The organism is Aliivibrio sp. EL58 (assembly GCF_900312675.1).
In the GTDB taxonomy this organism is placed as follows: domain Bacteria; phylum Pseudomonadota; class Gammaproteobacteria; order Enterobacterales; family Vibrionaceae; genus Aliivibrio.
The window spans coordinates 87,321-111,822 of the sequence record NZ_OMPC01000012.1 but is presented as its reverse complement, the minus strand read 5'-3'; the positions used below and the strand labels follow the sequence as shown (position 1 = coordinate 111,822).

Sequence of the window (24,502 nt, the reverse complement as noted above, 5' to 3'; positions counted from 1 at the left end):
AGTGGCGGAGTGGACGGGACTCGAACCCGCGACCCCCGGCGTGACAGGCCGGTATTCTAACCAACTGAACTACCACTCCGCAGTGTCTATTCAGCATAATGCTATTTTTGATTTTACTTTTTATTAAAAAAGTAAAAATAAATAGGAGCCTGGCGATGTCCTACTCTCACATGGGGAAACCCCACACTACCATCGGCGCTATTACGTTTCACTTCTGAGTTCGGCATGGGATCAGGTGGGTCCATAACGCTATGGTCGCCAAGCAAATTCTTTCTATCTACCTCAATAAGAGATAAATAATAATCTGGAAAGCTGTGTATGCGTTCTTAATCACATTCAATACGTTTCTTGCAACTTCAAATCCGTTCAAAACCCCTTGGGTGTTGTATGGTTAAGCCTCACGGGCAATTAGTACAGGTTAGCTCAATGCCTCGCAGCACTTACACACCCTGCCTATCAACGTCGTAGTCTTCAACAACCCTTTAGGATACTTAAAGTATCAGGGATGACTCATCTCAAGGCTCGCTTCACGCTTAGATGCTTTCAGCGTTTATCGATCCCGAACTTAGCTACCGGGCAATGCTACTGGCGTAACAACCCGAACACCAGAGGTTCGTCCACTCCGGTCCTCTCGTACTAGGAGCAGCCCCTTTCAATCATCCAACGCCCACGGCAGATAGGGACCGAACTGTCTCACGACGTTCTAAACCCAGCTCGCGTACCACTTTAAATGGCGAACAGCCATACCCTTGGGACCGACTTCAGCCCCAGGATGTGATGAGCCGACATCGAGGTGCCAAACACCGCCGTCGATATGAACTCTTGGGCGGTATCAGCCTGTTATCCCCGGAGTACCTTTTATCCGTTGAGCGATGGCCCTTCCATTCAGAACCACCGGATCACTATGACCTGCTTTCGCACCTGCTCGAATTGTCATTCTCGCAGTCAAGCGGGCTTATGCCATTGCACTAACCACACGATGTCCAACCGTGTTTAGCCCACCTTCGTGCTCCTCCGTTACTCTTTGGGAGGAGACCGCCCCAGTCAAACTACCCACCAGGCACTGTCCGCAATCCCGATAAGGGACCAACGTTAGAACATCAAGCATACAAGGGTGGTATTTCAAGATTGCCTCCACCAATACTAGCGTACTGGTTTCAAAGGCTCCCACCTATCCTACACATGTAGGGTCAATGTTCAGTGCCAAGCTGTAGTAAAGGTTCACGGGGTCTTTCCGTCTAGCCGCGGGTACACTGCATCTTCACAGCGATTTCAATTTCACTGAGTCTCGGGTGGAGACAGCGTGGCCATCATTACGCCATTCGTGCAGGTCGGAACTTACCCGACAAGGAATTTCGCTACCTTAGGACCGTTATAGTTACGGCCGCCGTTTACTTGGGCTTCGATCAAGAGCTTCGACCGAAGTCTAACCCCATCAATTAACCTTCAAGCACCGGGCAGGCGTCACACCGTATACGTCATCTTACGATTTAGCACAGTGCTATGTTTTTAATAAACAGTTGCAGCCACCTGGTATCTGCGACTCCCGGCAGCTTAGAGAGCAAGTCTCATCACCGCTAGGAGCGTACCTTCTCCCGAAGTTACGGTACCATTTTGCCTAGTTCCTTCACCCGAGTTCTCTCAAGCGCCTTAGTATTCTCTACTCGACCACCTGTGTCGGTTTGGGGTACGATTCCTTATAATCTGAAGCTTAGAGGCTTTTCCTGGAAGTATGGCATCAATAGCTTCACATCCGTAGATGCTCGACATCGTGTCTCAGCCTAACAAGAGTCCGGATTTACCTAAACTCTTAGCCTACGCACTTGAACTTGGACGACCGTCGCCAAGCCTACCTAGCCTTCTCCGTCCCCCCATCGCAATTATAAGAAGTACGGGAATATTAACCCGTTTCCCATCGACTACGCTTTTCAGCCTCGCCTTAGGGGTCGACTTACCCTGCCCCGATTAACGTTGGACAGGAACCCTTGGTCTTCCGGCGAGGGGGTTTTTCACCCCCTTTATCGTTACTCATGTCAGCATTCGCACTTCTGATACCTCCAGCAGCCCTTACAGACCACCTTCAACGGCTTACAGAACGCTCCCCTACCCAGCACAATAAATTGYACTGCCGCAGCTTCGGTGTATAGCTTAGCCCCGTTACATCTTCCGCGCAGGCCGACTCGACCAGTGAGCTATTACGCTTTCTTTAAATGATGGCTGCTTCTAAGCCAACATCCTGGCTGTCTGAGCCTTCCCACATCGTTTCCCACTTAGCTATAACTTTGGGACCTTAGCTGGCGGTCTGGGTTGTTTCCCTCTCCACGACGGACGTTAGCACCCGCCGTGTGTCTCCCGGATAGTACTTACTGGTATTCGGAGTTTGCAAAGGGTTGGTAAGTCGGGATGACCCCCTAGCCTTAACAGTGCTCTACCCCCAGTAGTATTCGTCCGAGGCTCTACCTAAATAGATTTCGGGGAGAACCAGCTATCTCCAAGTTTGATTGGCCTTTCACCCCTAGCCACAAGTCATCCGCTAATTTTTCAACATTAGTCGGTTCGGTCCTCCAGTTGATGTTACTCAACCTTCAACCTGCCCATGGCTAGATCACTTGGTTTCGGGTCTATATCCAGAGACTGAACGCCCAGTTAAGACTCGGTTTCCCTACGGCTCCCCTAAACGGTTAACCTTGCCACTGAATATAAGTCGCTGACCCATTATACAAAAGGTACGCAGTCACATAACAAGTATGCTCCTACTGCTTGTACGTACACGGTTTCAGGTTCTATTTCACTCCCCTCACAGGGGTTCTTTTCGCCTTTCCCTCACGGTACTGGTTCACTATCGGTCAGTCAGTAGTATTTAGCCTTGGAGGATGGTCCCCCCATATTCAGACAGGATATCACGTGTCCCGCCTTACTCGTTTTCACTGATGATGAGATGTCGGTTACAGGGCTATCACCTTGTATCGCGGCACTTTCCAGAGCCTTCACCTGTCTCATTAAAAGCTTAAGGGCTAACCCAATTTCGCTCGCCGCTACTTTCGGGATCTCGGTTGATTTCTCTTCCTCGGGGTACTTAGATGTTTCAGTTCTCCCGGTTTGCCTCGCTGCGCTATGTATTCACGCAGCGATACTAGCTTATGCTAGTGGGTTTCCCCATTCAGAAATCGTAGACTCAAATGGTTTTTACTACCTAATCTACGCTTATCGCAAGTTAATACGTCTTTCATCGCCTCTGACTGCCAAGGCATCCACCGTGTACGCTTAGTCACTTAACCATACAACCCCAAGAGGTTTCGTATGGACCGTTTGCTTTCACTTTTCAAAGTGAAGACAAAACAGCAACCAAGGTTGAACTCGTCATTGCGAGTTCTGGTTTTTCGCCGGATTCAAAATACAAGAACACTTGAATGTGTTTTTAATTTGTTTATCTAAAAGATAAACAAAAGATATTAAGAACTTTTAAATTTTGATTTATCTAACTCGTAAGTTAGYTAAATCAGTCAGCTTTCCAAATTGTTAAAGAGCGATTTCACGCTAATGCGTGTAACCATTTTTAAAGACTCTTAAAGGYGTTACCTAAAARAACRTTTAAAGATGGTATCCCGTAGGGGAGTCGAACCCCTGTTACCGCCGTGAAAGGGCGGTGTCCTAGGCCTCTAGACGAACGGGACACTGGATACTCTAAATTAAAACCTWATTAATCTGTGTGAACACTCATAAATYGCAATCTATCGTTTAAGGAGGTGATCCAGCCCCAGGTTCCCCTAGGGCTACCTTGTTACGACTTCACCCCAGTCATGAACCACAAAGTGGTGAGCGTCCTCCCGAAGGTTAAACTACCCACTTCTTTTGCAGCCCACTCCCATGGTGTGACGGGCGGTGTGTACAAGGCCCGGGAACGTATTCACCGTGACATTCTGATTCACGATTACTAGCGATTCCGACTTCACGGAGTCGAGTTGCAGACTCCGATCCGGACTACGACGCACTTTTTGGGATTCGCTCACTATCGCTARCTTGCAGCCCTCTGTATGCGCCATTGTAGCACGTGTGTAGCCCTACTCGTAAGGGCCATGATGACTTGACGTCGTCCCCACCTTCCTCCGGTTTATCACCGGCAGTCTCCCTGGAGTTCCCACCATTACGTGCTGGCAAACAAGGATAAGGGTTGCGCTCGTTGCGGGACTTAACCCAACATTTCACAACACGAGCTGACGACAGCCATGCAGCACCTGTCTCACAGTTCCCGAAGGCACAAGTCCATCTCTGGTCTCTTCTGTGGATGTCAAGAGTAGGTAAGGTTCTTCGCGTTGCATCGAATTAAACCACATGCTCCACCGCTTGTGCGGGCCCCCGTCAATTCATTTGAGTTTTAATCTTGCGACCGTACTCCCCAGGCGGTCTACTTAACGCGTTAGCTCCGAAAGCCACGGCTCAAGGCCACAACCTCCAAGTAGACATCGTTTACGGCGTGGACTACCAGGGTATCTAATCCTGTTTGCTCCCCACGCTTTCGCATCTGAGTGTCAGTGTCTGTCCAGGGGGCCGCCTTCGCCACTGGTATTCCTTCAGATCTCTACGCATTTCACCGCTACACCTGAAATTCTACCCCCCTCTACAGCACTCTAGTTCACCAGTTTCAAATGCGGTTCCGAGGTTGAGCCCCGGGCTTTCACATCTGACTTAATGAACCACCTGCATGCGCTTTACGCCCAGTAATTCCGATTAACGCTCGCACCCTCCGTATTACCGCGGCTGCTGGCACGGAGTTAGCCGGTGCTTCTTCTGTCGCTAACGTCAAGATATGCAGCTATTAACTACACACCCTTCCTCACGACTGAAAGTACTTTACAACCCGAAGGCCTTCTTCATACACGCGGCATGGCTGCATCAGGCTTTCGCCCATTGTGCAATATTCCCCACTGCTGCCTCCCGTAGGAGTCTGGACCGTGTCTCAGTTCCAGTGTGGCTGATCATCCTCTCAGACCAGCTAGAGATCGTCGCCTTGGTGAGCTCTTACCCCACCAACTAGCTAATCTCACCTGGGCTAATCTTGACGCGAGAGGTCCGAAGATCCCCCTCTTTGGTCCGAAGACATTATGCGGTATTAGCTATCGTTTCCAATAGTTATCCCCCACATCAAGGCATATTCCCAGGCATTACTCACCCGTCCGCCGCTCGTCAGCAAATTAGCAAGCTAATTTCTGTTACCGCTCGACTTGCATGTGTTAGGCCTGCCGCCAGCGTTCAATCTGAGCCATGATCAAACTCTTCAATTAAAGTTTTTTTTGGTTTGTTTCAGCAGAAACAAAACCGGCTCAATGATTAATACTGATTGTTACATAAAAGTAATTTTGTGTAGTCACTCAGTTCATTGATTATTTTGTTTGAATTCACTTCGAAAAGTAAAAGCAAACTAGTGATTATCAACTCACAAGTGCCCACACAGATTGATTTGGTTAAATTATTAAAGAGCTTGTCTTTCAACCACTTAGCATTACCGCTTCGTCGCTTTAGGCTGCGTATAATACCGAGCCAAACTTTTAAGTCAAGTTTTATTTAAAATTAATTTAAACACCTCAAAACTTAATGTCCTCAATCGTTTCTGCTTTCGCTTTTCTCTTGGGAACGAGGCGCATTATAGGGCGCTTAAAGTTATTCGCAAGCACTTTTTGAATAATATAGTTCAAGTGATTATTTTCTACACAGATCACTTTTTTTAACACAAAACCCCTACAAGAAAAGCACAATGACTTAATTAGTTGGCAATTGATAAATAATATAAGTAGTATCAATGTGATTTTATTGTTAATTCATCACTTTCCATTTATTTACTAGACATTACTTATCATGAAATCTACTAACTCAAATATTATTATCATTGCTATTGCTGCACTAGGTGCAGGTGCAATCTCGTTTTTTCCGGTATCTCCCGCTTTTGCTTTCGCTTTTGGCGCAGTAATTACAGGTTTTACACTATTAACCATTAATAAAGCGCCAACCAAGGCAAGTACTACGGCTTCTGTTGATGATACTCAAACAACAGACCAAGCAAGTACGACTCTTTATGTTGGTAATCTTCCTTACCGAGCAAATGAATCAGATGTAAAAGATTTATTTGCAGAGTTTGGTGACGTATTTGCCGTTCGTTTAATGAAAGACAAACGAACAGGTAAAAGAAGAGGCTTTGGTTTTGTTGTTGTTGCAAGTAAAGATGCGGATAACGTTATCGAAAACTTAAACAATAACGAATTTGATCAGCGTACACTTAAAGTACGCATTGCTAATGATCCTAAAACTTCGGGTAATCCAAATATTGAAGAGGACTAAACCCTAGTTCCTGAAATGTTTTATTAAGTGCCTCTTCATTCTTTGTTGAGGCACTACAAAATACCTCTCCCTTTATAGCTTCCTTTCCTTTCTCTTTATAATCCCCTAATAATTGTTTTACTCTTCTTGCTATCGCCTCACCTGAATCAATAAGCAATACATTACCATTTAATACTTTTTTAATTTCGTTTCTCAAAAATGGAAAATGAGTACAACCAAGAACAATTGTATCTACCTTATCTTGCCAAGGAGATAAAATGACTTTTAACTCTTCAAGGTCAACATCCACCCCTATCATTTTTTCTTCCGCCATTTCAACCAATCTAGTTGAACCTAATAGCTGAACATCAGAAATTGGAGCAAATGATTTAATCAAGTCATAAGTGTAGCTTCGTTTTACCGTCGCAGGAGTCGCAAGAAGTCCAATCTTAGTTGACACTAACGCAGCTGGCTTTATTGCAGGAACCACACCAACCACTGGAATGGTTAATTTTTCTCTAAGTGTAGGTAAAACAATCGTACTTGCTGTATTACAAGCGATCACCACTATATCTATAGAAAATTTGCTACAAAGCTGGGAAATGATATGAGCCGTTCTTTCAATTAAAACCGATTCCGTGAGTTCACCATATGGAAACGCCGCATTATCAAAAGCATAAATATACTTTGCTAGAGGTAATTGGTATTGGATCTCCTTATATACAGATAACCCACCGATACCTGAATCAAAAATCAAAATATGTTTTGGCATAACTGAAACCACAGACTCTTTTAAGTCGATATGAAGATTGGGGCTCTAATCATACCTTTAATGCTATTTTTGTAAAACAGAAGCCTGATAACGTAAATGAGTAAATCTTTCTTGTTCATCAATTCTTGTATCAGATAATTCTATCGAACCGTTAAAACAAGGAGCCTCTATTACTAGAGTATGAAACTCACCATCTTCTCCACATGGATCAACGTGTATTGGTAACTCAGAAAGTAGCTGCGTTGTGTATTCTTGACTACAAAATTGATTATCTAATTGAGTTCCATCTGTTGTAACAAGGATGGTTTTAATTCCACAGTTAATGATTTCTTCTGCTAGCTCACTACTTGATTGTCCTACCAATGGAAAGACACACTCCCAACCTGCCTCTTCTATATAACTTTTACGATATTCGACGATACCATTACAAAACATATCGCCGAAAGCAACGGCATCGAACTCAATCCCACATTCCTTTAAACCAGTTACGACTAAACTTTGATATTCATTATTGGCAGGGAATACGGTAGGCAATTCAATCGTAATTAAAGGCAGCCCCGCCAAGTCAGCTTGCATTTGAACAACTGAAATAGGCGTGACTTGAAAAGGTACTTCATTTGCGACATGGGTTGTATATAAAGCTACAACCTCATAATCAGGATTTTGAAGTAGACGGATAAGAGTGAGTGTTGAATCTTTACCAGAAGACCAACTGATGATGACTTTCTTTTTCATAGATACCTCAGAAAAGAAAAAACCGCCGATGAAGGCGGTTTAATACAATTAGAATTGATAATCGGCTGAAATAAAGAACTCTCTACCAGGAGGAACATAGCCTACATTCGTTTCATATTCTTCATCAAAGATATTACTCACCTTACCATTAACCTTAAATGATTCGCTGAATGCGTATGATGTAACAACATTCCAAAGGCTGTAACTTGCAAGCCTTGTTGTGCCACTAAATCTTTCACCTTCATATAAATACTGAGTTCCAAAAGACCAAGCATCCAACTCTATAGACGTATTCCATTTCATTCCTTTTTTAGAACGATGCGATAACTGAGTTTCTTCTGTACCTGATTTATCTATCGGATCTTTAAAATCCATATAAAACTGATGGTGTATTATTGATGTGTCAAAACCAAGAGCTAACTCTATGCCCTTAATTTCAGCCTTACCTATATTTTGCATGTAACCATAATTTACATTGCCATAATCCGTATACCACATCAACATATTATCAATTTCATTGATGTAACCAGTTATTGACCACTCAAAGACATAACTATACCCCTGCAATGAAATCTCTGTATTTTTAGATGTTTCAGGTTCCAAGTTTGACACCTCAGAGCCTGGATAGTATAAATCTGTAAAGTTGGGAGCTCTAAAAGCAGTGCCATAAGACGCTGTTAATTCATAATCATCAAAGAAATTCCAACCTGCAGCAGCTTGCCAAGTATTGTGGCGTCCATATTGATTGTTATCATCACTACGTACGCTTGATTCTAACGACCAAGCCTCAATTTGATATTGAACTAAAGCGCTTACTCCTAAATTACTTCTTGGATTTTCTTCTGGTTGGTATGGCACCGACCCATAACCATAAGCTTCTACAAGTTTATCTTGTCTATAATCAATCCCACCACCTAGAGTTAATCCCTGTGCTAATTCATAAGAACTTAACCAAGCTAAATAGACCTGATCAATAGTTGTGACATTTTTGGTAGCATTTTTATCTGTACCCTTTATAAAGTCATAACTATCTTGAGTGCTATAATTAGCATTCAAGCTAGAATTAAACTTCTCATTAGAATAATTAACCTTGCTATTAACACCTAGGAATTCAACTCTATTTATTTTCATCTCATGTCGTTCAGGACTTCCAAAAATAGGATCTACATACTCATAAGCGCTATTATCAAATTCTGTTTCATTAGTGTATGCAACCGTTGAAACTAATCCTGACCAATTCTCATTAAACTGATGTTGGTAGCCAAGTAAAATATTATAAGATTCAAAACCATGCTCATCGTCATCATTTAACCCTGGCATAGGCTTAACGTTATAGCCATCTACACTTTCATAACCAACAACCGCTTTTAAATGCCCTTTTTCCGTAATCGGTTTTGATACAGCTACGCTACCACTATAATGTCCATTCGACCCAATCCCTGCATGAAGTTTAATTGAATCATCATGTTTATTAGCTTGAGTAATAATATTAATTACGCCACTGATTGCTTCAGACCCATAAATAGATGCTCTTGCACCTCGAATATATTCAATCCTTTCGACACTATTTACAGGAAATTGGTTAAAATCCACCCCACCCATTGCCGCTTTTGGCATTCTAACACCATCAACAAGGAGCAATACTTGTGAGGATGACCCCCCTCGAACAAAAATCGAAGCCGTTTGCCCTCTCCCGCCATATTGTGTTATTTCAATACTTGGTAGAGTTTTAAATACATCAATTAAACTTTGTGGCTGTAATTTTTCTATTTCTACTTTTGTTAACACAACTGTTTGTGCTAAAACTGCAGCATCCGACTGCTCAAATCGATTAGCAGTGACAACCATAGTCTCATCAGTTTCAGTTGTGGTGTTTTGGGCAAATACAGGGGAAGTATAGGCGTGAGAAAGCAGCGACACTATTGCAGTCGCAAGGGCAGTTTTTTTCATTTCCATTGTTTCCTAAAATCGCGTTAAGTCCATATAGCAATACCTCATGTATTGCATATTGCTGGCAGGTCTTCGGACTTGAGAGCAGTTAGCCTACGGTACTCACTTCCCATTCCTTCTCTTTACATCCTTTAATAAAGAAAAATAATAGTGTGGTTCGTGTACCTTCGTTCTCTCTTACCGCTGCGCGTCAGTTCTGGATTTTCACCAGATTCCCTTTTCAGGCTATTCTCAAATATGAAAATAGCGCACCAACATGGGCGAAATAGTAATGGCGTACGCTATATTTGTCTAGGTTTATGCGCTTAATATCACAACACTGAAGCAATTAGTTTCGACCAATAACACACAAAGACTGGACAACAAATCTCTATCGCATAAAATCGGCGCTCTTATTTTGAGCAGCGTGAGGCAAGACAATGACACAATCCGTCATGAACCCAGAAAATTATCAAGTACAACTAGATGAAAAAGCAGAAGCACTGTCTGCAATGTTTTCTGAATTCGACGTTCCTGAACTTGAAGTCTTCTCTTCTCCTGCTGAAAACTACCGTATGCGAGCGGAATTTCGAATTTGGCATGAAGGTGACAATATGTATTACGTCATGTTCAATCAAGAAACCAAAGAAAAATACCGCGTAGATTACTTCTTACCTGCAAGTCGCATCATTAACGATTTGATGCCGCTACTAACTGAAGCGGTAAAAGAAAGTAAAACACTGCGTTATAAAATGTTCCAAGTGGATTTTTTATCAACTCTAAGTGGTGAGATTTTAGTTTCTATGCTTTATCACCGTCAATTAGACGATGCATGGAAAGAAGAAGCAAAAGCACTAAAGCAACGCTTAAATGATGAAGGCTTTAACTTAAATCTTATTGGTCGTGCTCGTAAGATGAAAATCGTACTAGACCAAGAGTTTGTTATTGAAAAACTTAAAGTAAACGATGATATCCTGACTTATAAGCAAGTTGAAAATAGCTTTACTCAACCAAACGGTGTTGTCGCACAAAAAATGTTGGAGTGGGCGGTAGACTGTACTCAAAACAGTCAAGGTGATTTATTAGAACTGTACTGTGGTAATGGTAACTTTTCTTTAGCCTTAGCTAAAAACTTTGATCGAGTACTAGCAACTGAGCTAGCAAAACCCTCTGTTGAATCTGCACAATACAATATCGCAGCAAACAATATTGATAATGTTCAAATCATTCGCATGTCAGCAGAAGACTTTACTGATGCGATGGAAGGTAAACGTGAGTTTAGACGTTTAAAAGATCAAAACGTAGATTTAAAAAGCTATAACTGCAATACCATTTTTGTCGATCCACCACGCTCTGGTATGGATGAAGGCACTTGTAAAATGGTACAAGGTTATGAGCGAATTATGTACATCTCTTGTAACCCTGAAACATTGAAAGAAAACCTAGAGATTTTAGGTAAAACTCATAACATCACTCGTTTTGCTTTATTTGATCAATTCCCATATACACATCATATGGAAGCCGGTGTTTTCTTAGAAAGAAAATAATCATTAATAATAGATAGAAAAAAGGCTCAGAACACTACATTCTGAGCCTTTTCTTTTTTAAACTAATTAAACTTCTACTGGTTCATCTTTCTTTTTTAAAAGACCCATTTTAACGCCAACCCAAAGTAACAAGCTAAGTACAACAACAATAGATAGGAAGTTACCTCCCATTTCTGGATATTGCGCCTTCACAAATGCTGAATGGCCAAATAAACCGACAAAGAAACAAGCCGCTGCAATCAAAGAAGTATCTTCACTTGCAGGCTGACGTAAATACTCTTGATATAAACCTTGAGCCGCAAGAACCAACGCTATAATTGGAAAAATTGAAAATGCAACTTCCGTCGCCGTAAACCCAACCCAAACGGCATTCAAACAAAGACCGGTCACTACGGATAGCACTAACGTCTTACGTTCATTTCTACTATTTTCATGTGTCATTTTCATTACCTCGTATAGACATTGATTCACTGCGATCAATGCATCTAAATTCTATTTTTCATTCTCTTTACGATACAAATAAGCCCCTTTGGACAACATTCGTAATTGGAATATCAATCGTTTTGACAATTCATCTCTGTGCGGTGCATCCAGATCTAGTGCTTCCGCTCCAGAACTAAAAACCAATGTTACTGATGCTTCAGCCTGAACCGACGCCTCTTCACGAGCAACTCCTGTTGTGGCAACCAAATATTCAGTTAGTTCCGCAACAAAATGTTGGATCTCACGTGCAACTGCCGCCCTAAATGCAGGAGAAGTACCTGAGCGTTCACGCAATAGCAATCTAAATACGTTTGGGCTACCTTCAATAAATTCCATAAAGGTTTCAACCGACGTTCTGATCACACTGCCTTCAACCACTATCCGTTGACGAGCTTGACGCATCAACTGGCGTAGAATCAAACCGCCTTCATCGACTAACGTTAATCCTAATTCATCCATGTCTTTAAAATGACGATAAAATGAAGTGGGTGCTATCCCCGCCTCTCTTGTTACTTCACGCAGACTCAAACTCGTAAAGCCTCTTTCGGCACACAGTAGGCAAAAAGCAGCATCAATAATGGTTCTGCGTGTTCTCTCTTTTTGCTGCGCTCGTACGCCTTTGGCGCTTACTGGTCGTTTTACTTCAGACACTGTATTGAGATCATCAGCTTCAAATTCAGGATACATATATTTTACCGTATATTGTACAATTTAATTAAATGGGTACCACAAACTTTTCGCTAGCTCACATTATCGATTTCTCACTGGCTATGTAAATAATGAAATACATAATCGAGTACATTTCCATAAACAACGTGATCCTCTCCACTCTATCTTACTCACTTGATTTACCAAACGAATGAAAAGGTTAAGATAGTTCACTAGCAATGTTGCGAGATTGATAATAATAAGGCGTTAATAATGACTAACTCGACCCCTACACATTCGACCCATTTTGATGCCATTGTAATTGGCAGTGGCCCAGGGGGAGAAGGCGCTGCAATGGGACTCACCAAAGCAAACCTGAATGTAGCCATTATTGAAAGAGAAGCAAGTGTCGGTGGCGGCTGTACTCACTGGGGAACCATACCATCAAAAGCACTGCGCCATGCCGTTAGCCGTATTATTGAGTTTAATTCAAACCCTCTTTATTGTAAGAATAATACCAGTCTTCATTCTACTTTTTCAGATATTTTAGGCCACGCCAAAAGTGTTATTGATAAGCAAACGAGAATGCGACAAGGATTTTATGATCGTAACCAATGTTCATTGATTTTTGGTGAAGCCAGCTTTGTTGAAAAAAATACTATTGCGGTAACCGCAAAAGACGGTTCTATTGAAACTTATACCGCGGATAAGTTTATTATCGCAACGGGATCTCGCCCTTATCGTCCTACAGGGGTGAACTTCAATCATAGCCGAGTCTACGATAGTGATTCAATTCTATCTCTTAAACATGACCCACGACATATCATTATTTATGGTGCAGGGGTTATTGGTAGCGAGTATGCCTCTATCTTTCGTGGATTAGGCGTTAAGGTTGACCTCGTCAACACTCGAGATCGTTTACTTTCATTCTTAGACAACGAAATGTCTGACGCCCTCTCTTACCATTTCTGGAACAGTGGTGTAGTAATACGCAATGATGAAACATTTGAGAGCATTGAAGCGCATGACGAAGGCATTGTAATGCACCTAGAGTCCGGTAAGAAAATGAAAGCGGATTGTATTTTATTTGCCAATGGACGAACGGGTAATACCGATAAACTTAATTTATCCGCGGTAGGCCTTGAAGCTGACTCTCGCGGTCAACTCAAAGTAAATGGAAGTTATCAAACTATTGTTGATCATATCTATGCCGTTGGTGATGTCATTGGCTACCCGAGCCTAGCTAGCGCCGCTTATGACCAAGGACGCTTTACTGCACAAGCAATAACGAAAGGCAAAGCAGAAGCTCAATTAATTGATCATATCCCTACTGGCATTTATACCATTCCTGAAATCAGCTCAGTAGGTAAAACAGAACAAGAATTAACGGCGGCAAAAGTACCTTATGAAGTCGGAAGAGCATCCTTCAAGCATTTAGCTCGCGCTCAAATTGCGGGAATGGATATCGGTAGTTTAAAAATTCTTTTCCATCGTGAAACCAAAGAAATTTTGGGCATCCATTGCTTTGGTGAGCGTGCTGCTGAAATCATTCATATCGGTCAGGCCATTATGGAACAAAAGGGTGAAGCAAATACTATTGAGTATTTTGTTAATACTACATTTAACTACCCAACAATGGCTGAAGCCTATCGTGTTGCGGCTCTAAATGGATTAAACCGCCTCTTTTAAATCAAAAAATAGAGCTATATACATCAGCAGATAACAAAAGGGATTAAGCATGACTTAATCCCTTTTTAGTTTAACTATCAATACAATAAAGTATTTGGCCTATGATAGGAAAATTGCTTTTTTCCATTGAATAGAAAAGGTAATTGCTAAGCTGATACCACGCATCGCCATAAAAGATAACATCGCCGCCCACAAAGCATGATTGCCATAATCCTGCATGAACCACCACGTAGTAAAGAACGTCAACATAGCGATAAACATGGAATTTCTCATCTCAGAGCCCTTGGTTGCCCCAACGAAAATACCATCTAATAAGAAGCACCACATCGACACTAATGGCATAGCAACAAGCCAAGGAAGATAAATAAGTGCTGTTTGTTGTACCGCTTCAATAGAAGAAATCATCGAAATTAATTGATAGCCACCAAACCCAAAGACTAAGCTAAGTATCAAACTAATAATGAAGCTCCAAAAAGTAGTACCAATTAAAGAATCAGATAACTGAGATTTACTCTTCGCTCCGATGGCTTTTCCTACCATCGCTTCCATTGCATAGGCAAAACCGTCCATCCCATATGAAATCATCATCAAAAAACTCATCAATACGGCATTAGCTGCAACAATATCTACTCCTAATGATGCCCCTTGGAAAGTCATAAAAGTAAAACAAGCTTGTAAGCATAATGAGCGTAAGAAAATATCTCGGTTCAATTTAAATAAACGCTTAAAGCCAGAAAGAAGATCTGCAATTGGCATAATGAAACGAGGCAATTCTAATTTTTTACTTTGCTTAAGAACAAAGAACAGACCAATTACAAACGCTGAATAATCAGCAATAACAGAAGCGAATGCGGCCCCTTCTACCTTCCAGTTAAATCCGACAACAAAGAGTAAATCGAGAATAATATTAATGCTGTTCGTTATAATAACAAGCCACATAGGATAACGAGCATTCTGCGTTCCGAGTAACCAGCCCATGATAACCAAATTACTCAACGCAGCTGGTGCACTCCATATCCGAATAGAGAAATATTGCTCGGCATACAACTTAACTTCAGGTGCTGCGTCACTAAAAGAAAAAATAGCGTAAGAAAGTGGTTGATGAAAGATAAGAAGAATAAAAGAAAAACAGAGAGCTAAGAAAATACCCTGAGAAAATGTTTGGCTCAGCAGCATTTTATTTTCAGCACCATACGCTTGTGCAGATAAACCCGTGGTTCCCATACGTAAAAAGCCCAACAGCCAAAACGTCACGCTGATCATGGTACCGCCTACTGCAACCCCTCCTAAATACCATGCGTGTTCAAGATGGCCAATTACAGCTGCATCAATTAAACCTAATAATGGAATAGTGATATTTGAAAGCACCATAGGAATAGCTAGCGCTAATACCTGTCGGTGTAAAGAAAGGTTTTTTAATGCCTGTAACATGAATGGATACCAAGATTGAAAAGTAATCATATTATTACTTACTTTCTTTCAATCCAAAACCTTTGGCTTAGCTCAAGTTACTTACAGCATCATTACCAATTCATATGGATTAGCAGTGGCGTAACTCTGTGCTTAAACAGTGGGAACTTAGACAACCAACGTTGCCATGCTTTCCACCGTGTGCAGTCATGCTCAAGAGGCGATGTCACAGATAATTTTTCTATCCACGGTAGCCAACCCGTAAAATGTTGCTTTGGTTGATATAGACCATGTTGATATTCAATACTACCAAGCTTTTTGCCTATCATGGTATTACAACGATCCCCCGCCACCACAAACAATACTTCTGCATGATGAAAACGACGACCTAATAACTGAACAAATTTCGCTAACTGTCTTTCATTACATTCTAATAATGCATGCTCACAGACAATCATGACAGGTACATCATGTGGTACAGGAAGATTATCTACCCAGCTTTCTTCTGTTACAGAGCCACAGCGTAAATAATAACGCTCATTGGTATGAAATAGCTTTTGTCGCCAGAGAAGATTTTCATTGATATCAAGTTCAAGCCAATGACAACGACCATTATCTAATCGATAAAAACGCGTGTCTAACCCTGCCCCGACATTCACAACCCAACCCGATGGATTAGATTTTAGAAATAGAGAAACCTGTTGGTCACACTGAACAGTAAGAGTGGCATGGAGTAATTGCTTTTGATCGATATCTCCAGAGAGACATTCAGAAGAGAGGTGACAATGTCGACATGCAGCAGCTGCAATAGGATCGTAAATTAATCCATTATCGATCATACTTTCACGGCTTCTCAACCAAAGAGGTTGCAGTAGGCGAGAAGGAATTTTATGGCCGAGCTGTGTCATTATCATCTCCTATGAAAGAGATTAGATGATAATAACTATCATTACCACTTGTAAAGTTCTATTTAAGAAAAACAAGCGATAATGACAATTTAATAATACCCATCAATAAAATTATCTAAATGAATATTAATTATGCGTAAGTATTACATCCAAGTTGTGCTGCGAATAACGCCAACAGCAAGACCTTCAATACTTAAGCTTTGTGATGTTAAATCTACTTCAATTGGAGCAAATTCTTCATTTTCGGCATGAAGAAAAACCATAGACCCTTTACGCTCTAAACGCTTAACGGTTACGTCATCATCCACTCGTGCGACAACCACTTGTCCATCACGAACATCTTGCGTCTTATGAACCGCTAATAAGTCACCATCCATAATCCCGATGTTTTTCATGCTTTCGCCATTCACGCGCAATAAGAAATCAGCTTGCGGCTTAAACATACCAGGATCCACTTGATAATGGCTCTCTACATGTTCTTGAGCAAGAATCGGTTCTCCTGCTGCAACTTGGCCAATCAAAGGAACACCAAGCTCTTCGTTCTCAGCTTCTTGCAGAAGAATACGGATACCTCGAGAGGCTCCTGGAATAATCTCAATAACCTGTTTACGAGCAAGTGCTTTTAAATGCTCTTCTGCGGCATTCGCAGAACGAAACCCCAACTCACGAGCAATCTCTGCACGTGTTGGTGGCATGCCAGTATCATCAATTTTTGCTTTGATTAACTCAAAGACTTCTTGCTGTCTTGCCGTTAGTGGCTTCATAACTCACCTGTTTGTTTATACAGTTAACTGTGAGTATATACAGCTGTGCTATTCTTTGAAAGACCTACTGATTAAAAATAAAACAAAACTGGGCACATTTATGTCATATAAGTCGTACTATTGGGGATAATCTGTTCATTCCTATTAAAAGGTTTGACCAGTTCTGCTATTCTTGCCGTGAAATTGTAAGCAACTATATAAACCGGCTGATCGGTACATAACTAAGGCGTTATTGTCATTATGTCTACAGGACAAACTATCTATCACTCTTTGCTAAAACTGCCATTGTCAGTAATGGTGAAGAGTACCTCGATTCCATCAAATCCAATTGAAGACCTTAAGATCGATCTTGAGCGTCCAATTATCTATGCACTGCCATTTCGATCATATGTTGATTTACTAACATTACAGAAAAGTGCATTAGAATTAGGATTACCCGATCCTCTTTCTCCAATAAAAATTGATGACGTTGAATACCCGCGCTACGTATTTACCTCTATCGGCCCAAAAATGTTCGATACAGATGAAGACCTACCGCAAGAATCATTAGATCTATTTAAAATAGTTCTAAAACATCACGAAGAAAACTCAGCTGCAGATTTCCAGTTGATCCCAACATCAATCCTATGGGGAAGAAAACCAGGTAAAGAAGGTACAAGTAAGCCTCATTTAATGCCGCTTAATGGTCCAGAAAAATTCATCACGTTAATTAAAGCCGGTCGTGATTCAACCGTTCGTATCAGTCCAGTCGTCTCTTTACGTTACATGGCAGATAACCACGGTGCAGATGAAGCGATTGCCCATAAGTTAGCTCGCGTTGCTAAGATCCACTTCTCTCGCCAAAAACTAGCGGCATCAGGACCTAATCTTCCTAATCGCCAAGCACTCTTTAATCGCTTATTAAAATCTCAAGCGATAGAGAAGGTGATTTTAGAAGAAGCCAAAATACGAAATGTAGATGTAGAAAAAGTGCGTAAAGAAGCCATGAGCATTATGGAAGAAATCGCAACAAACTTCTCTTACTCACTGATTAAAAACGGTAACCGTATTCTTAAATGGCTATGGAACCGTTTATACCAAGGCTTAAACATCAATAATGCGGCTACGGTGCGTAAATTAGCGCAAGAAGGTCACGAGATTGTTTATGTTCCTTGTCATCGTAGCCACATGGATTACTTACTACTTTCTTATGTGCTTTATCATGAAGGGTTAGTTCCACCACATATTGCGGCAGGTATTAACTTAAACTTCTTCCCTGCGGGCCCTATCTTCCGTCGTGGCGGAGCCTTCTTCATTCGTCGTAGCTTTAAAGGTAATCGTCTTTACTCGACTATCTTCCGCGAATATTTAGCAGAGCTTTTTGCTAAAGGTTATTCTGTGGAGTATTTCAGTGAAGGTGGGCGTTCACGTACTGGGCGCTTATTGGAAGCTAAAACCGGAATGTTAGCGATGACAGTTCAAGCGATGCTACGCGGTCTAAATCGCCCTGTTACGCTAGTCCCGGTTTACATTGGCTATGAACACGTAATGGAAGTAACCACTTACGCTAAAGAGCTACAAGGCAAGCGCAAAGAAAAAGAAAACGCTGGTCAGGTGTTACGCACACTTCGTAAACTGCGTAACTTTGGTAAGGGCTATGTCAACTTTGGTGAACCCATTTCATTAAACCATTACTTAAATGAACATGCGCCAAATTGGTCTGAGTCAATTAATCCTATTGAGCCACAAAGACCAGAGTGGATGGTCCCTGTCGTTAATGGTATTGCTAATAAAATGATGACGCACATTAATGATGCGGCGGCAGCGAACGCCTTAACATTATGTGCAACTGCTTTACTTGCTGCACGTCAGCGTGCGTTAAGTAAAGAGGATCTAACTGAACAACTGGATTGTTACTTACAGTTACTGCGAAATATCCCTTATTCTGATACAGCAACAGTCCCAACAGACAGCGCTGAAGAGTTATTGGATCATGCTATTGCTCTCGATAAATTTGTTATTGAGAAAGATACGCTTGGTGAAATCGTTTCATTAGACAGAAACCAATCGATTCTAATGACGTACTATCGCAATAACATTATCCATCTATTTGCACTACCTTCATTGATTGCAAAATTAGTGGTTCAGCATCGTTCGATTTCTGTTGATGATATCCAACAACAAATTCAAAAAATCTATCCATTTCTTAAAGCTGAATTATTTTTGCATTATGAAGAAGATGGATTGGACGATGTGGTTACTCAACACATTGATGAACTGGTTCGTCAAAAATTAATCACACTAGAAAATGGGCTTCTACAGCTTAACTCAACCAATATTCGTAAGCTTCACCTATTGGCTCACACTATTTCAGAAACACTGCAACGCTATGCCATTGCTCTTACGCACCTGCAAGCGTCACCTGAATTAGATAAAAGCGAATTAGAAGAGCAAAGCCAGATCATGGCTCAACGTCTCAGTCGTCTACATGGTATTAATGCACCTGAGTTCTTTGATAAAGGGGTTTTTGGTATCTTGTTTAATAGCTTAAAAACGGAAGGTTACCTAGACAGCGATGGTAATGCCGTACTTGAGAAAGTCGCGCCATTCGCACATGATATTTCTAAGTTACTAACGCCAGAGATTAAGTTAACCATCCAAGCGGTGATGAATAAAGAAGACTAGTTTTCTTTTGATACAAAAAAGCCAGTATGATATTTCTTATTGAAAATCTCATACTGGCTTTTCTTTTTAATAAAGATAATTTAAATCAGAACCGTTGCGCTAATAGCAGCAAACACCAAACCACCCACATAATTATTGTTTAGAAACGCTTTAAAACACGCCTCTCTTTCGCGACCTTTAATCAACCATTGTTGATAAACAAAAAAACCTGCCGCCGCTAACACTCCCCAATAGTACACACTCGAAAGTGCTAACTGAGAACCAAGAATAATCAATAGCGTCAGGACACTTAATTGCAGTAGGCCTATGATGAGCTTATCGAAACGACCAAATAAGATCGCCGTTGATTTAATTCCTATCTTAAGGTCATCATCTCTATCTACCATGGCATATTGCGTATCATAGGCAATTGTCCATAACGCATTAATCACAAACAATAACCACGCTTCTGGTGGTACTTGATTAGACTCTGCGGCATAAGCCATAGGAATAGCCCAGCTAAATGCTAACCCAAGAACAAATTGGGGCAAGTAAGTAACTCGCTTCATAAATGGATACGCAACAGCAAGTACAATACCTATGCCCGAAAGCATAATGGTGAGCGTATTCATGGTTAACACGAGTAAAAATGAACACACCACTAAAACTGCAAAAAGGGTTAATGCTTCTTTCGAAGAAACAAGTCCTGAAGGTAACGGGCGATTCGCGGTACGCTTAACATGGCCATCGACTTTACGATCAGCAAAATCGTTAATCACACACCCAGCAGAGCGCATAAATAAAACCCCTAATACAAATACAATCAGTACATGCCAATCAGGTAATCCATCCGCAGCTAAAAATAGAGCCCATAGTGTTGGCCATAAAAGCAATAAAGAACCAATAGGTCTATTCATGCGAGTTAATTGCCAAAACGCCAGTGCTTTTGACTTGGTCATTAATCCATTTCCTTTGAGTAAATAGGTGCGTTTGGTAAAAATAATTCCGCAACCAACATTGGCTTTTCATTCATCCATAAACGAGAGCGGCGAGCAAATAACTCTCCTCTCTCTGTCATGACTTTTGCAACTTGTAGCTTATCCCTATGTACACTCTTAGCACTAAAGACCGTAATACCTAAAGGAACATGACCTTGACGCGTTAAATCGTGTGGTTGGTCTTGAAGCGACGATAATGGGATCAAAGTACGGCCATAGACCCATGATGCTTGATCTCCTTTTAATATAACTTTTCGACGCAAGCACACCTCTCCGCTAAGAAGCGCTATTTCTTCTTCGGTTAATGCGTTTGGATTAACATGGGTATTATCTAAAACCGATACAGACAACACTTGGCAATGTTGCTCTAAACGACGTGATAATGAATCTAGTCCGAGCAGCCAATATTGCTGCCATTCATTATGACACTTGAAGGTATCGGCCTCTTGCCACTGCACTTTTTTAAGTACTGAAGCACACCAAGAATTGATATCTGACATATTCTCTATAACATCTCTCACATATATCGATTATATTGAGAGATAACGGTTAATTTTTTCTCACAACTGCCGACTATTGTAACAAGTAATAAAATAAATTGACTGACGAATGGATTAGAAAATGACAAAGAAATCATTATTTGTAGGGTTACTGCTAATTATTAGCCAACTTTTTGCCCCTACTGTTTTTGCTGAAGAAGAAGGTAGCCCTCAAATGGGATACTTTACTTTAGCTCCAGACTTAACAACAAACTTTGTTACCGCAGGAAAGAGACTCGGATACATTCAAATCCGTGTTGATATTCTAGTGGCCGATAATCGTGAATTACCTAGTTTAGAGCATCACAATCCACAGATTAGAAATGCATTAGTAGAAGTTCTAGGCCAACAGCCTGAGCAGAGAATTAAATCTCTCGCAGGTAGAGAAGAGATCAGAAAAGAGTGCTTAACAGCAATCAATGAACTCTTACTCGCTGAGACAGGAAAAACTCTTGCGGTAGATTTACTCTTCACTAAATACATCTATCAGTAATAGTGATTTGATCTCATCGCCTTAAATTAAATAGAAATAAAAATGAGCAAGACAGTTGATGTCTTGCTCATTTTTTTATGATCTCTATTTCGATGCGTTTTTCAGCTGACTGTCTATTGCCGCAATAACACAACCTGTGACTAAACCCGCTAAATGGGCGGTATTGGCTATTGCCATGAAAGGTTGTGCGTACCCTAATACTATCCATACCAACATAAAGCCGACAATCGGTTTAGATACAGATATTCCTCTCTCTGGATCTAACCACCCAATAAACCAAGAATACCCCAGTAACGCATATACTACGCCAGACAAGCCACCAAAATTTGCCCCTTCAATCCAATACTGCCCTAAACCAGAAAACAACGCTGAGAATAAAAATAGTTGAACCAGCTTCGTTCGGCCTAAACGTAATTCAATATCCCCTCCCAATTGCCACCACCACAATAAATTAAAGATGATGTGCATAGCAGAGAAATGAAGCAGTGCATGAGAGAACCAACGCCACACTTCAACGCTCTGCGCTTGGCTTGCGGGAAAATGTAACGCTTGAAAAATCGAATTATTCCAACCTAATTGCTGCAATGCAAAAATAACAATACAAACCGCCATGATGAATAAAGTAAAGAACCCTGCTTTTGCTTTAATCATTTTCATGAGATCGGGCGAACCATAAGTAAACTTTGCCGTTCGCGTATCAGCCATATCCCATGATGCTAATTGATATTTCGTATCATTCGGATTACTTAAAAAAGCGTGCAGTTCAGATTCAACTTCCAGCAAATAAGCATCATCAGATACCACCCATAATGCAAACTGGCCGTCTCCTTCTGGCATCATTTGAATATCTATTTGGCGCGATGCCATATAATCGATAAACGCCTGCCCAGCTCTTGGGTTAGATAATGCGATTAATCTCTGCATATAATTTTACTTCTCCACAGGTAACCCTGCTTTATGCCAACCTTCAAAGCCACCATCAACACTATAAACCTCATCATAACCTTGATTAATTAAGTATTGGGCAGCGCCTTGGCTACTATGTCCGTGATAACACATCACTAATACAGGTTGTTCAAAATCAACGGTATTCATTAATTCAACAATTGTGTCATTGGTTAAATGAAATGCATCAGTCACATGTCCACGTGAAAAGGATTGGGGATCTCGAGTATCAACGATCACCGCATTAAGATCTTTATTTTGTAGTTTTTCTTGAGCATCTACTACTGAGATATGTTGAAACTGTTCCATTTTGACTTTTCTCTCTATTTTTCTTCATTGTACTCTGGATTAATCACAAGAAAAACACAGAGTATGTAAGGGTTAAACAAAGTTATGCACAAGGTTATTATCCACATTATTTTTACGCCAAAAGAAAGGTGTCTATTTTTTAATCAGCTGTGGAAAAGCTTGTGGATTACGTTGATAAAGTAGATTAAATAAAATGGATCCACTACATGTAGTAACGATCCTTTTTAAGGTGTGGATAGTAATAGCTACTTAAACCTATACTCCACCTAGCTTTTAGATTAAATCATGAAGATCTAAACAGATAACTCCCTACTTATACACAAGATTCTATCTTGCAATTATATCAACCCATACAAGTATTCATCACTATGAGATCAACACTTTCAGATAAAAAAAAGGCTGACCTCTTTCGAGATCAGCCTTTCTTTTTAATTTTTTAACTAGAAAACATCACCAACGGCGTCTTTTAGCTTTTTCATCGCATTCTTTTCAAGTTGACGAATACGTTCTGCAGACACTTCATAAGTATCAGCCAATTCTTGCAAGGTTACCTTTTCATCCGCTAACCAACGAGATTGCACAATGTGCTGGCTACGATCATCTAAGGTAGCAATTGCATTTGCTAAACGATTATTAGTGTAATCTTCCCAGTTATCTTCTTCTAGAGAATGCGCAACATCAGATTGCTTATCTTCTAAATAATAAACGGGAGCAGTAAATGCCATATCACGATCATCATCTTCTGCTGGCGCTTCAAACGTTGAATCTTGCGCAGCAAGACGAGATTCCATTTCTCTCACTTCAGAAGGGGATACACCAAGATCTCTTGCTACCGCCTCAACTTCACCGTTGTTAAACCAGCCAAGACGTTTTTTATTCTTTCTTAAGTTAAAAAACAGTTTACGCTGTGCTTTTGTGGTTGCCACTTTCACAATACGCCAGTTTCTCAACACGTATTCATGAATTTCAGCTTTAATCCAATGCACGGCGAAAGAAACCAAACGAACACCCACTTCAGGGTTGAAACGTTTTACTGCTTTCATAAGACCGACATTACCTTCTTGGATAAGATCCGCCAAAGGTAAGCCATAACCAGAATAACCACGAGCAACATGCACGACGAAGCGAAGATGAGATAAAATTAGCTCTTTCGCAGCATCTATTTCTTCTTTGTAGTGTAAACGCTCAGCCAGTTCACGCTCTTCTGTCACTGTTAGCATCGGATAACTATTAACAGAACGCAGATAGCTATCAATACTATCTTGTGAAACGGCTGCCATTGAATACATCTCTTTCGACATTCAAATCCCCATTTATATCTTGGTATTACTTAACTTAACCTTGCAATGATGTACTTAAAGTAAACAGACTGCAAGTG

At 41.0% G+C, this 24,502-nt stretch carries 18 protein-coding genes, 2 tRNA genes, 3 rRNA genes and 1 riboswitch; of the genes, 5 read left to right on the top strand and 18 right to left on the bottom strand.

Going from position 1 to position 24,502, the window contains the following annotated elements; all coding sequences use genetic code 11:
- Positions 1-2: 2 nt before the first annotated feature.
- The 5 genes from ED622_RS18560 to ED622_RS18540 all read right to left on the bottom strand — a co-directional run bounded on the left by ED622_RS18560 (position 3) and on the right by ED622_RS18540 (position 5,282).
- Positions 3-79, bottom strand: a tRNA-Asp gene (locus ED622_RS18560).
- 68 nt (positions 80-147) lie between these two features.
- A 5S ribosomal RNA gene (rrf, locus tag ED622_RS18555) occupies positions 148-263 on the bottom strand.
- A gap of 124 nt (positions 264-387) precedes the next feature.
- Positions 388-3,278 (bottom strand): 23S ribosomal RNA (locus ED622_RS18550).
- 320 nt (positions 3,279-3,598) lie between these two features.
- Positions 3,599-3,674: transfer RNA gene (locus tag ED622_RS18545), tRNA-Glu, on the bottom strand.
- Positions 3,675-3,739: 65 nt separating this feature from the next.
- Positions 3,740-5,282 (bottom strand): 16S ribosomal RNA (locus ED622_RS18540).
- Together the 16S, 23S and 5S rRNA genes with 2 tRNA genes alongside form the textbook arrangement of a ribosomal RNA operon.
- Positions 5,283-5,853: 571 nt before the next feature.
- Here ED622_RS18540 and ED622_RS18535 point away from each other — a divergent pair.
- Positions 5,854-6,333 carry an RNA-binding protein gene (locus tag ED622_RS18535; RefSeq protein ID WP_122036529.1) on the top strand — a complete coding sequence of 160 codons (480 nt, stop codon included), beginning with the start codon at positions 5,854-5,856 and terminating at the stop codon, positions 6,331-6,333.
- On the opposite strand, the gene murI is transcribed toward ED622_RS18535, so the two are convergent.
- The 3 genes from murI to ED622_RS18520 form a co-directional block, all read right to left on the bottom strand.
- Entirely contained in the window at positions 6,296-7,084 is a 789-nt protein-coding gene (murI, locus tag ED622_RS18530) for a glutamate racemase (RefSeq protein WP_122036528.1), read from the bottom strand. The two genes, ED622_RS18535 and murI, sit on opposite strands and share 38 nt — an antisense overlap.
- 63 nt (positions 7,085-7,147) lie before the next feature.
- A complete protein-coding gene (locus tag ED622_RS18525; protein ID WP_122036527.1) occupies positions 7,148-7,819 on the bottom strand; it encodes an adenine nucleotide alpha hydrolase in 672 nt (223 codons plus the stop codon).
- A 48-nt stretch (positions 7,820-7,867) separates the two neighbouring features.
- The gene (locus ED622_RS18520; protein WP_122036752.1) at positions 7,868-9,769 is read right to left on the bottom strand and encodes a TonB-dependent receptor domain-containing protein; all 1,902 of its coding nucleotides are present in this window, start codon (positions 9,767-9,769) and stop codon (positions 7,868-7,870) included.
- 45 nt (positions 9,770-9,814) lie between these two features.
- Positions 9,815-10,040: riboswitch (cobalamin riboswitch) on the bottom strand.
- Between the two features lie 148 nt (positions 10,041-10,188).
- Between ED622_RS18520 and trmA the strand changes: the two genes are divergently transcribed.
- The gene (gene trmA, locus ED622_RS18515) at positions 10,189-11,295 is read left to right on the top strand and encodes a tRNA (uridine(54)-C5)-methyltransferase TrmA (protein WP_122036526.1); all 1,107 of its coding nucleotides are present in this window, start codon (positions 10,189-10,191) and stop codon (positions 11,293-11,295) included.
- Between the two features lie 66 nt (positions 11,296-11,361).
- Here trmA and ED622_RS18510 read toward each other — a convergent pair whose 3' ends face one another.
- The gene (locus tag ED622_RS18510) at positions 11,362-11,736 is read right to left on the bottom strand and encodes a YijD family membrane protein (RefSeq protein ID WP_122036525.1); all 375 of its coding nucleotides are present in this window, start codon (positions 11,734-11,736) and stop codon (positions 11,362-11,364) included.
- Positions 11,737-11,787: 51 nt separating this feature from the next.
- Positions 11,788-12,465, bottom strand: coding sequence for an HTH-type transcriptional repressor FabR (gene fabR, locus ED622_RS18505; RefSeq protein WP_122036524.1), 678 nt, complete (start codon positions 12,463-12,465; stop codon positions 11,788-11,790).
- Between the two features lie 234 nt (positions 12,466-12,699).
- Between fabR and sthA the strand changes: the two genes are divergently transcribed.
- Positions 12,700-14,115 (top strand): Si-specific NAD(P)(+) transhydrogenase, encoded by a 1,416-nt coding sequence (gene sthA, locus ED622_RS18500; RefSeq protein ID WP_122036523.1) that lies wholly within the window; start codon positions 12,700-12,702, stop codon positions 14,113-14,115.
- 99 nt (positions 14,116-14,214) lie between these two features.
- Here sthA and dinF read toward each other — a convergent pair whose 3' ends face one another.
- From dinF to lexA, 3 genes are all read right to left on the bottom strand, one after another.
- On the bottom strand, positions 14,215-15,546 hold the full coding sequence (dinF, locus tag ED622_RS18495) for an MATE family efflux transporter DinF (protein WP_122036751.1): 1,332 nt from the start codon (positions 15,544-15,546) through the stop codon (positions 14,215-14,217).
- A 92-nt stretch (positions 15,547-15,638) separates the two neighbouring features.
- Positions 15,639-16,433: a class I SAM-dependent methyltransferase gene (locus ED622_RS18490; RefSeq protein ID WP_122036522.1), complete on the bottom strand. Its 795-nt coding sequence runs from the start codon at positions 16,431-16,433 to the stop codon at positions 15,639-15,641.
- Positions 16,434-16,576: 143 nt separating this feature from the next.
- A complete protein-coding gene (gene lexA / locus ED622_RS18485; RefSeq protein WP_122036521.1) occupies positions 16,577-17,197 on the bottom strand; it encodes a transcriptional repressor LexA in 621 nt (206 codons plus the stop codon).
- A 240-nt stretch (positions 17,198-17,437) separates the two neighbouring features.
- Here lexA and plsB point away from each other — a divergent pair, with 240 nt between their 5' ends.
- Positions 17,438-19,861 carry a glycerol-3-phosphate 1-O-acyltransferase PlsB gene (gene plsB, locus ED622_RS18480; protein WP_122036520.1) on the top strand — a complete coding sequence of 808 codons (2,424 nt, stop codon included), beginning with the start codon at positions 17,438-17,440 and terminating at the stop codon, positions 19,859-19,861.
- Positions 19,862-19,941: 80 nt separating this feature from the next.
- On the opposite strand, the gene ubiA is transcribed toward plsB, so the two are convergent.
- Positions 19,942-20,799: a 4-hydroxybenzoate octaprenyltransferase gene (gene ubiA, locus ED622_RS18475; protein ID WP_122036519.1), complete on the bottom strand. Its 858-nt coding sequence runs from the start codon at positions 20,797-20,799 to the stop codon at positions 19,942-19,944.
- Complete coding sequence (locus ED622_RS18470) at positions 20,799-21,338, bottom strand: chorismate lyase (protein WP_122036518.1); 540 nt, start codon at positions 21,336-21,338, stop codon at positions 20,799-20,801. Before ED622_RS18470 ends, ubiA begins: the two co-directional genes overlap by 1 nt.
- Positions 21,339-21,459: 121 nt before the next feature.
- Here ED622_RS18470 and ED622_RS18465 point away from each other — a divergent pair, with 121 nt between their 5' ends.
- Complete coding sequence (locus ED622_RS18465) at positions 21,460-21,870, top strand: flagellar basal body-associated protein FliL (RefSeq protein WP_122036517.1); 411 nt, start codon at positions 21,460-21,462, stop codon at positions 21,868-21,870.
- Positions 21,871-21,954: 84 nt separating this feature from the next.
- Here the strand turns inward: ED622_RS18465 and glpG are convergent, their stop codons facing one another.
- The 3 genes from glpG to rpoH all read right to left on the bottom strand — a co-directional run bounded on the left by glpG (position 21,955) and on the right by rpoH (position 24,425).
- The gene (gene glpG / locus ED622_RS18460) at positions 21,955-22,794 is read right to left on the bottom strand and encodes a rhomboid family intramembrane serine protease GlpG (protein WP_122036516.1); all 840 of its coding nucleotides are present in this window, start codon (positions 22,792-22,794) and stop codon (positions 21,955-21,957) included.
- 6 nt (positions 22,795-22,800) lie between these two features.
- Positions 22,801-23,124, bottom strand: a complete 324-nt coding sequence (gene glpE / locus ED622_RS18455; RefSeq protein WP_122036515.1) for a thiosulfate sulfurtransferase GlpE — start codon at positions 23,122-23,124, stop codon at positions 22,801-22,803.
- A 440-nt stretch (positions 23,125-23,564) separates the two neighbouring features.
- Positions 23,565-24,425, bottom strand: a complete 861-nt coding sequence (gene rpoH, locus ED622_RS18450; RefSeq protein WP_122036514.1) for an RNA polymerase sigma factor RpoH — start codon at positions 24,423-24,425, stop codon at positions 23,565-23,567.
- Positions 24,426-24,502 lie beyond the last annotated feature (77 nt).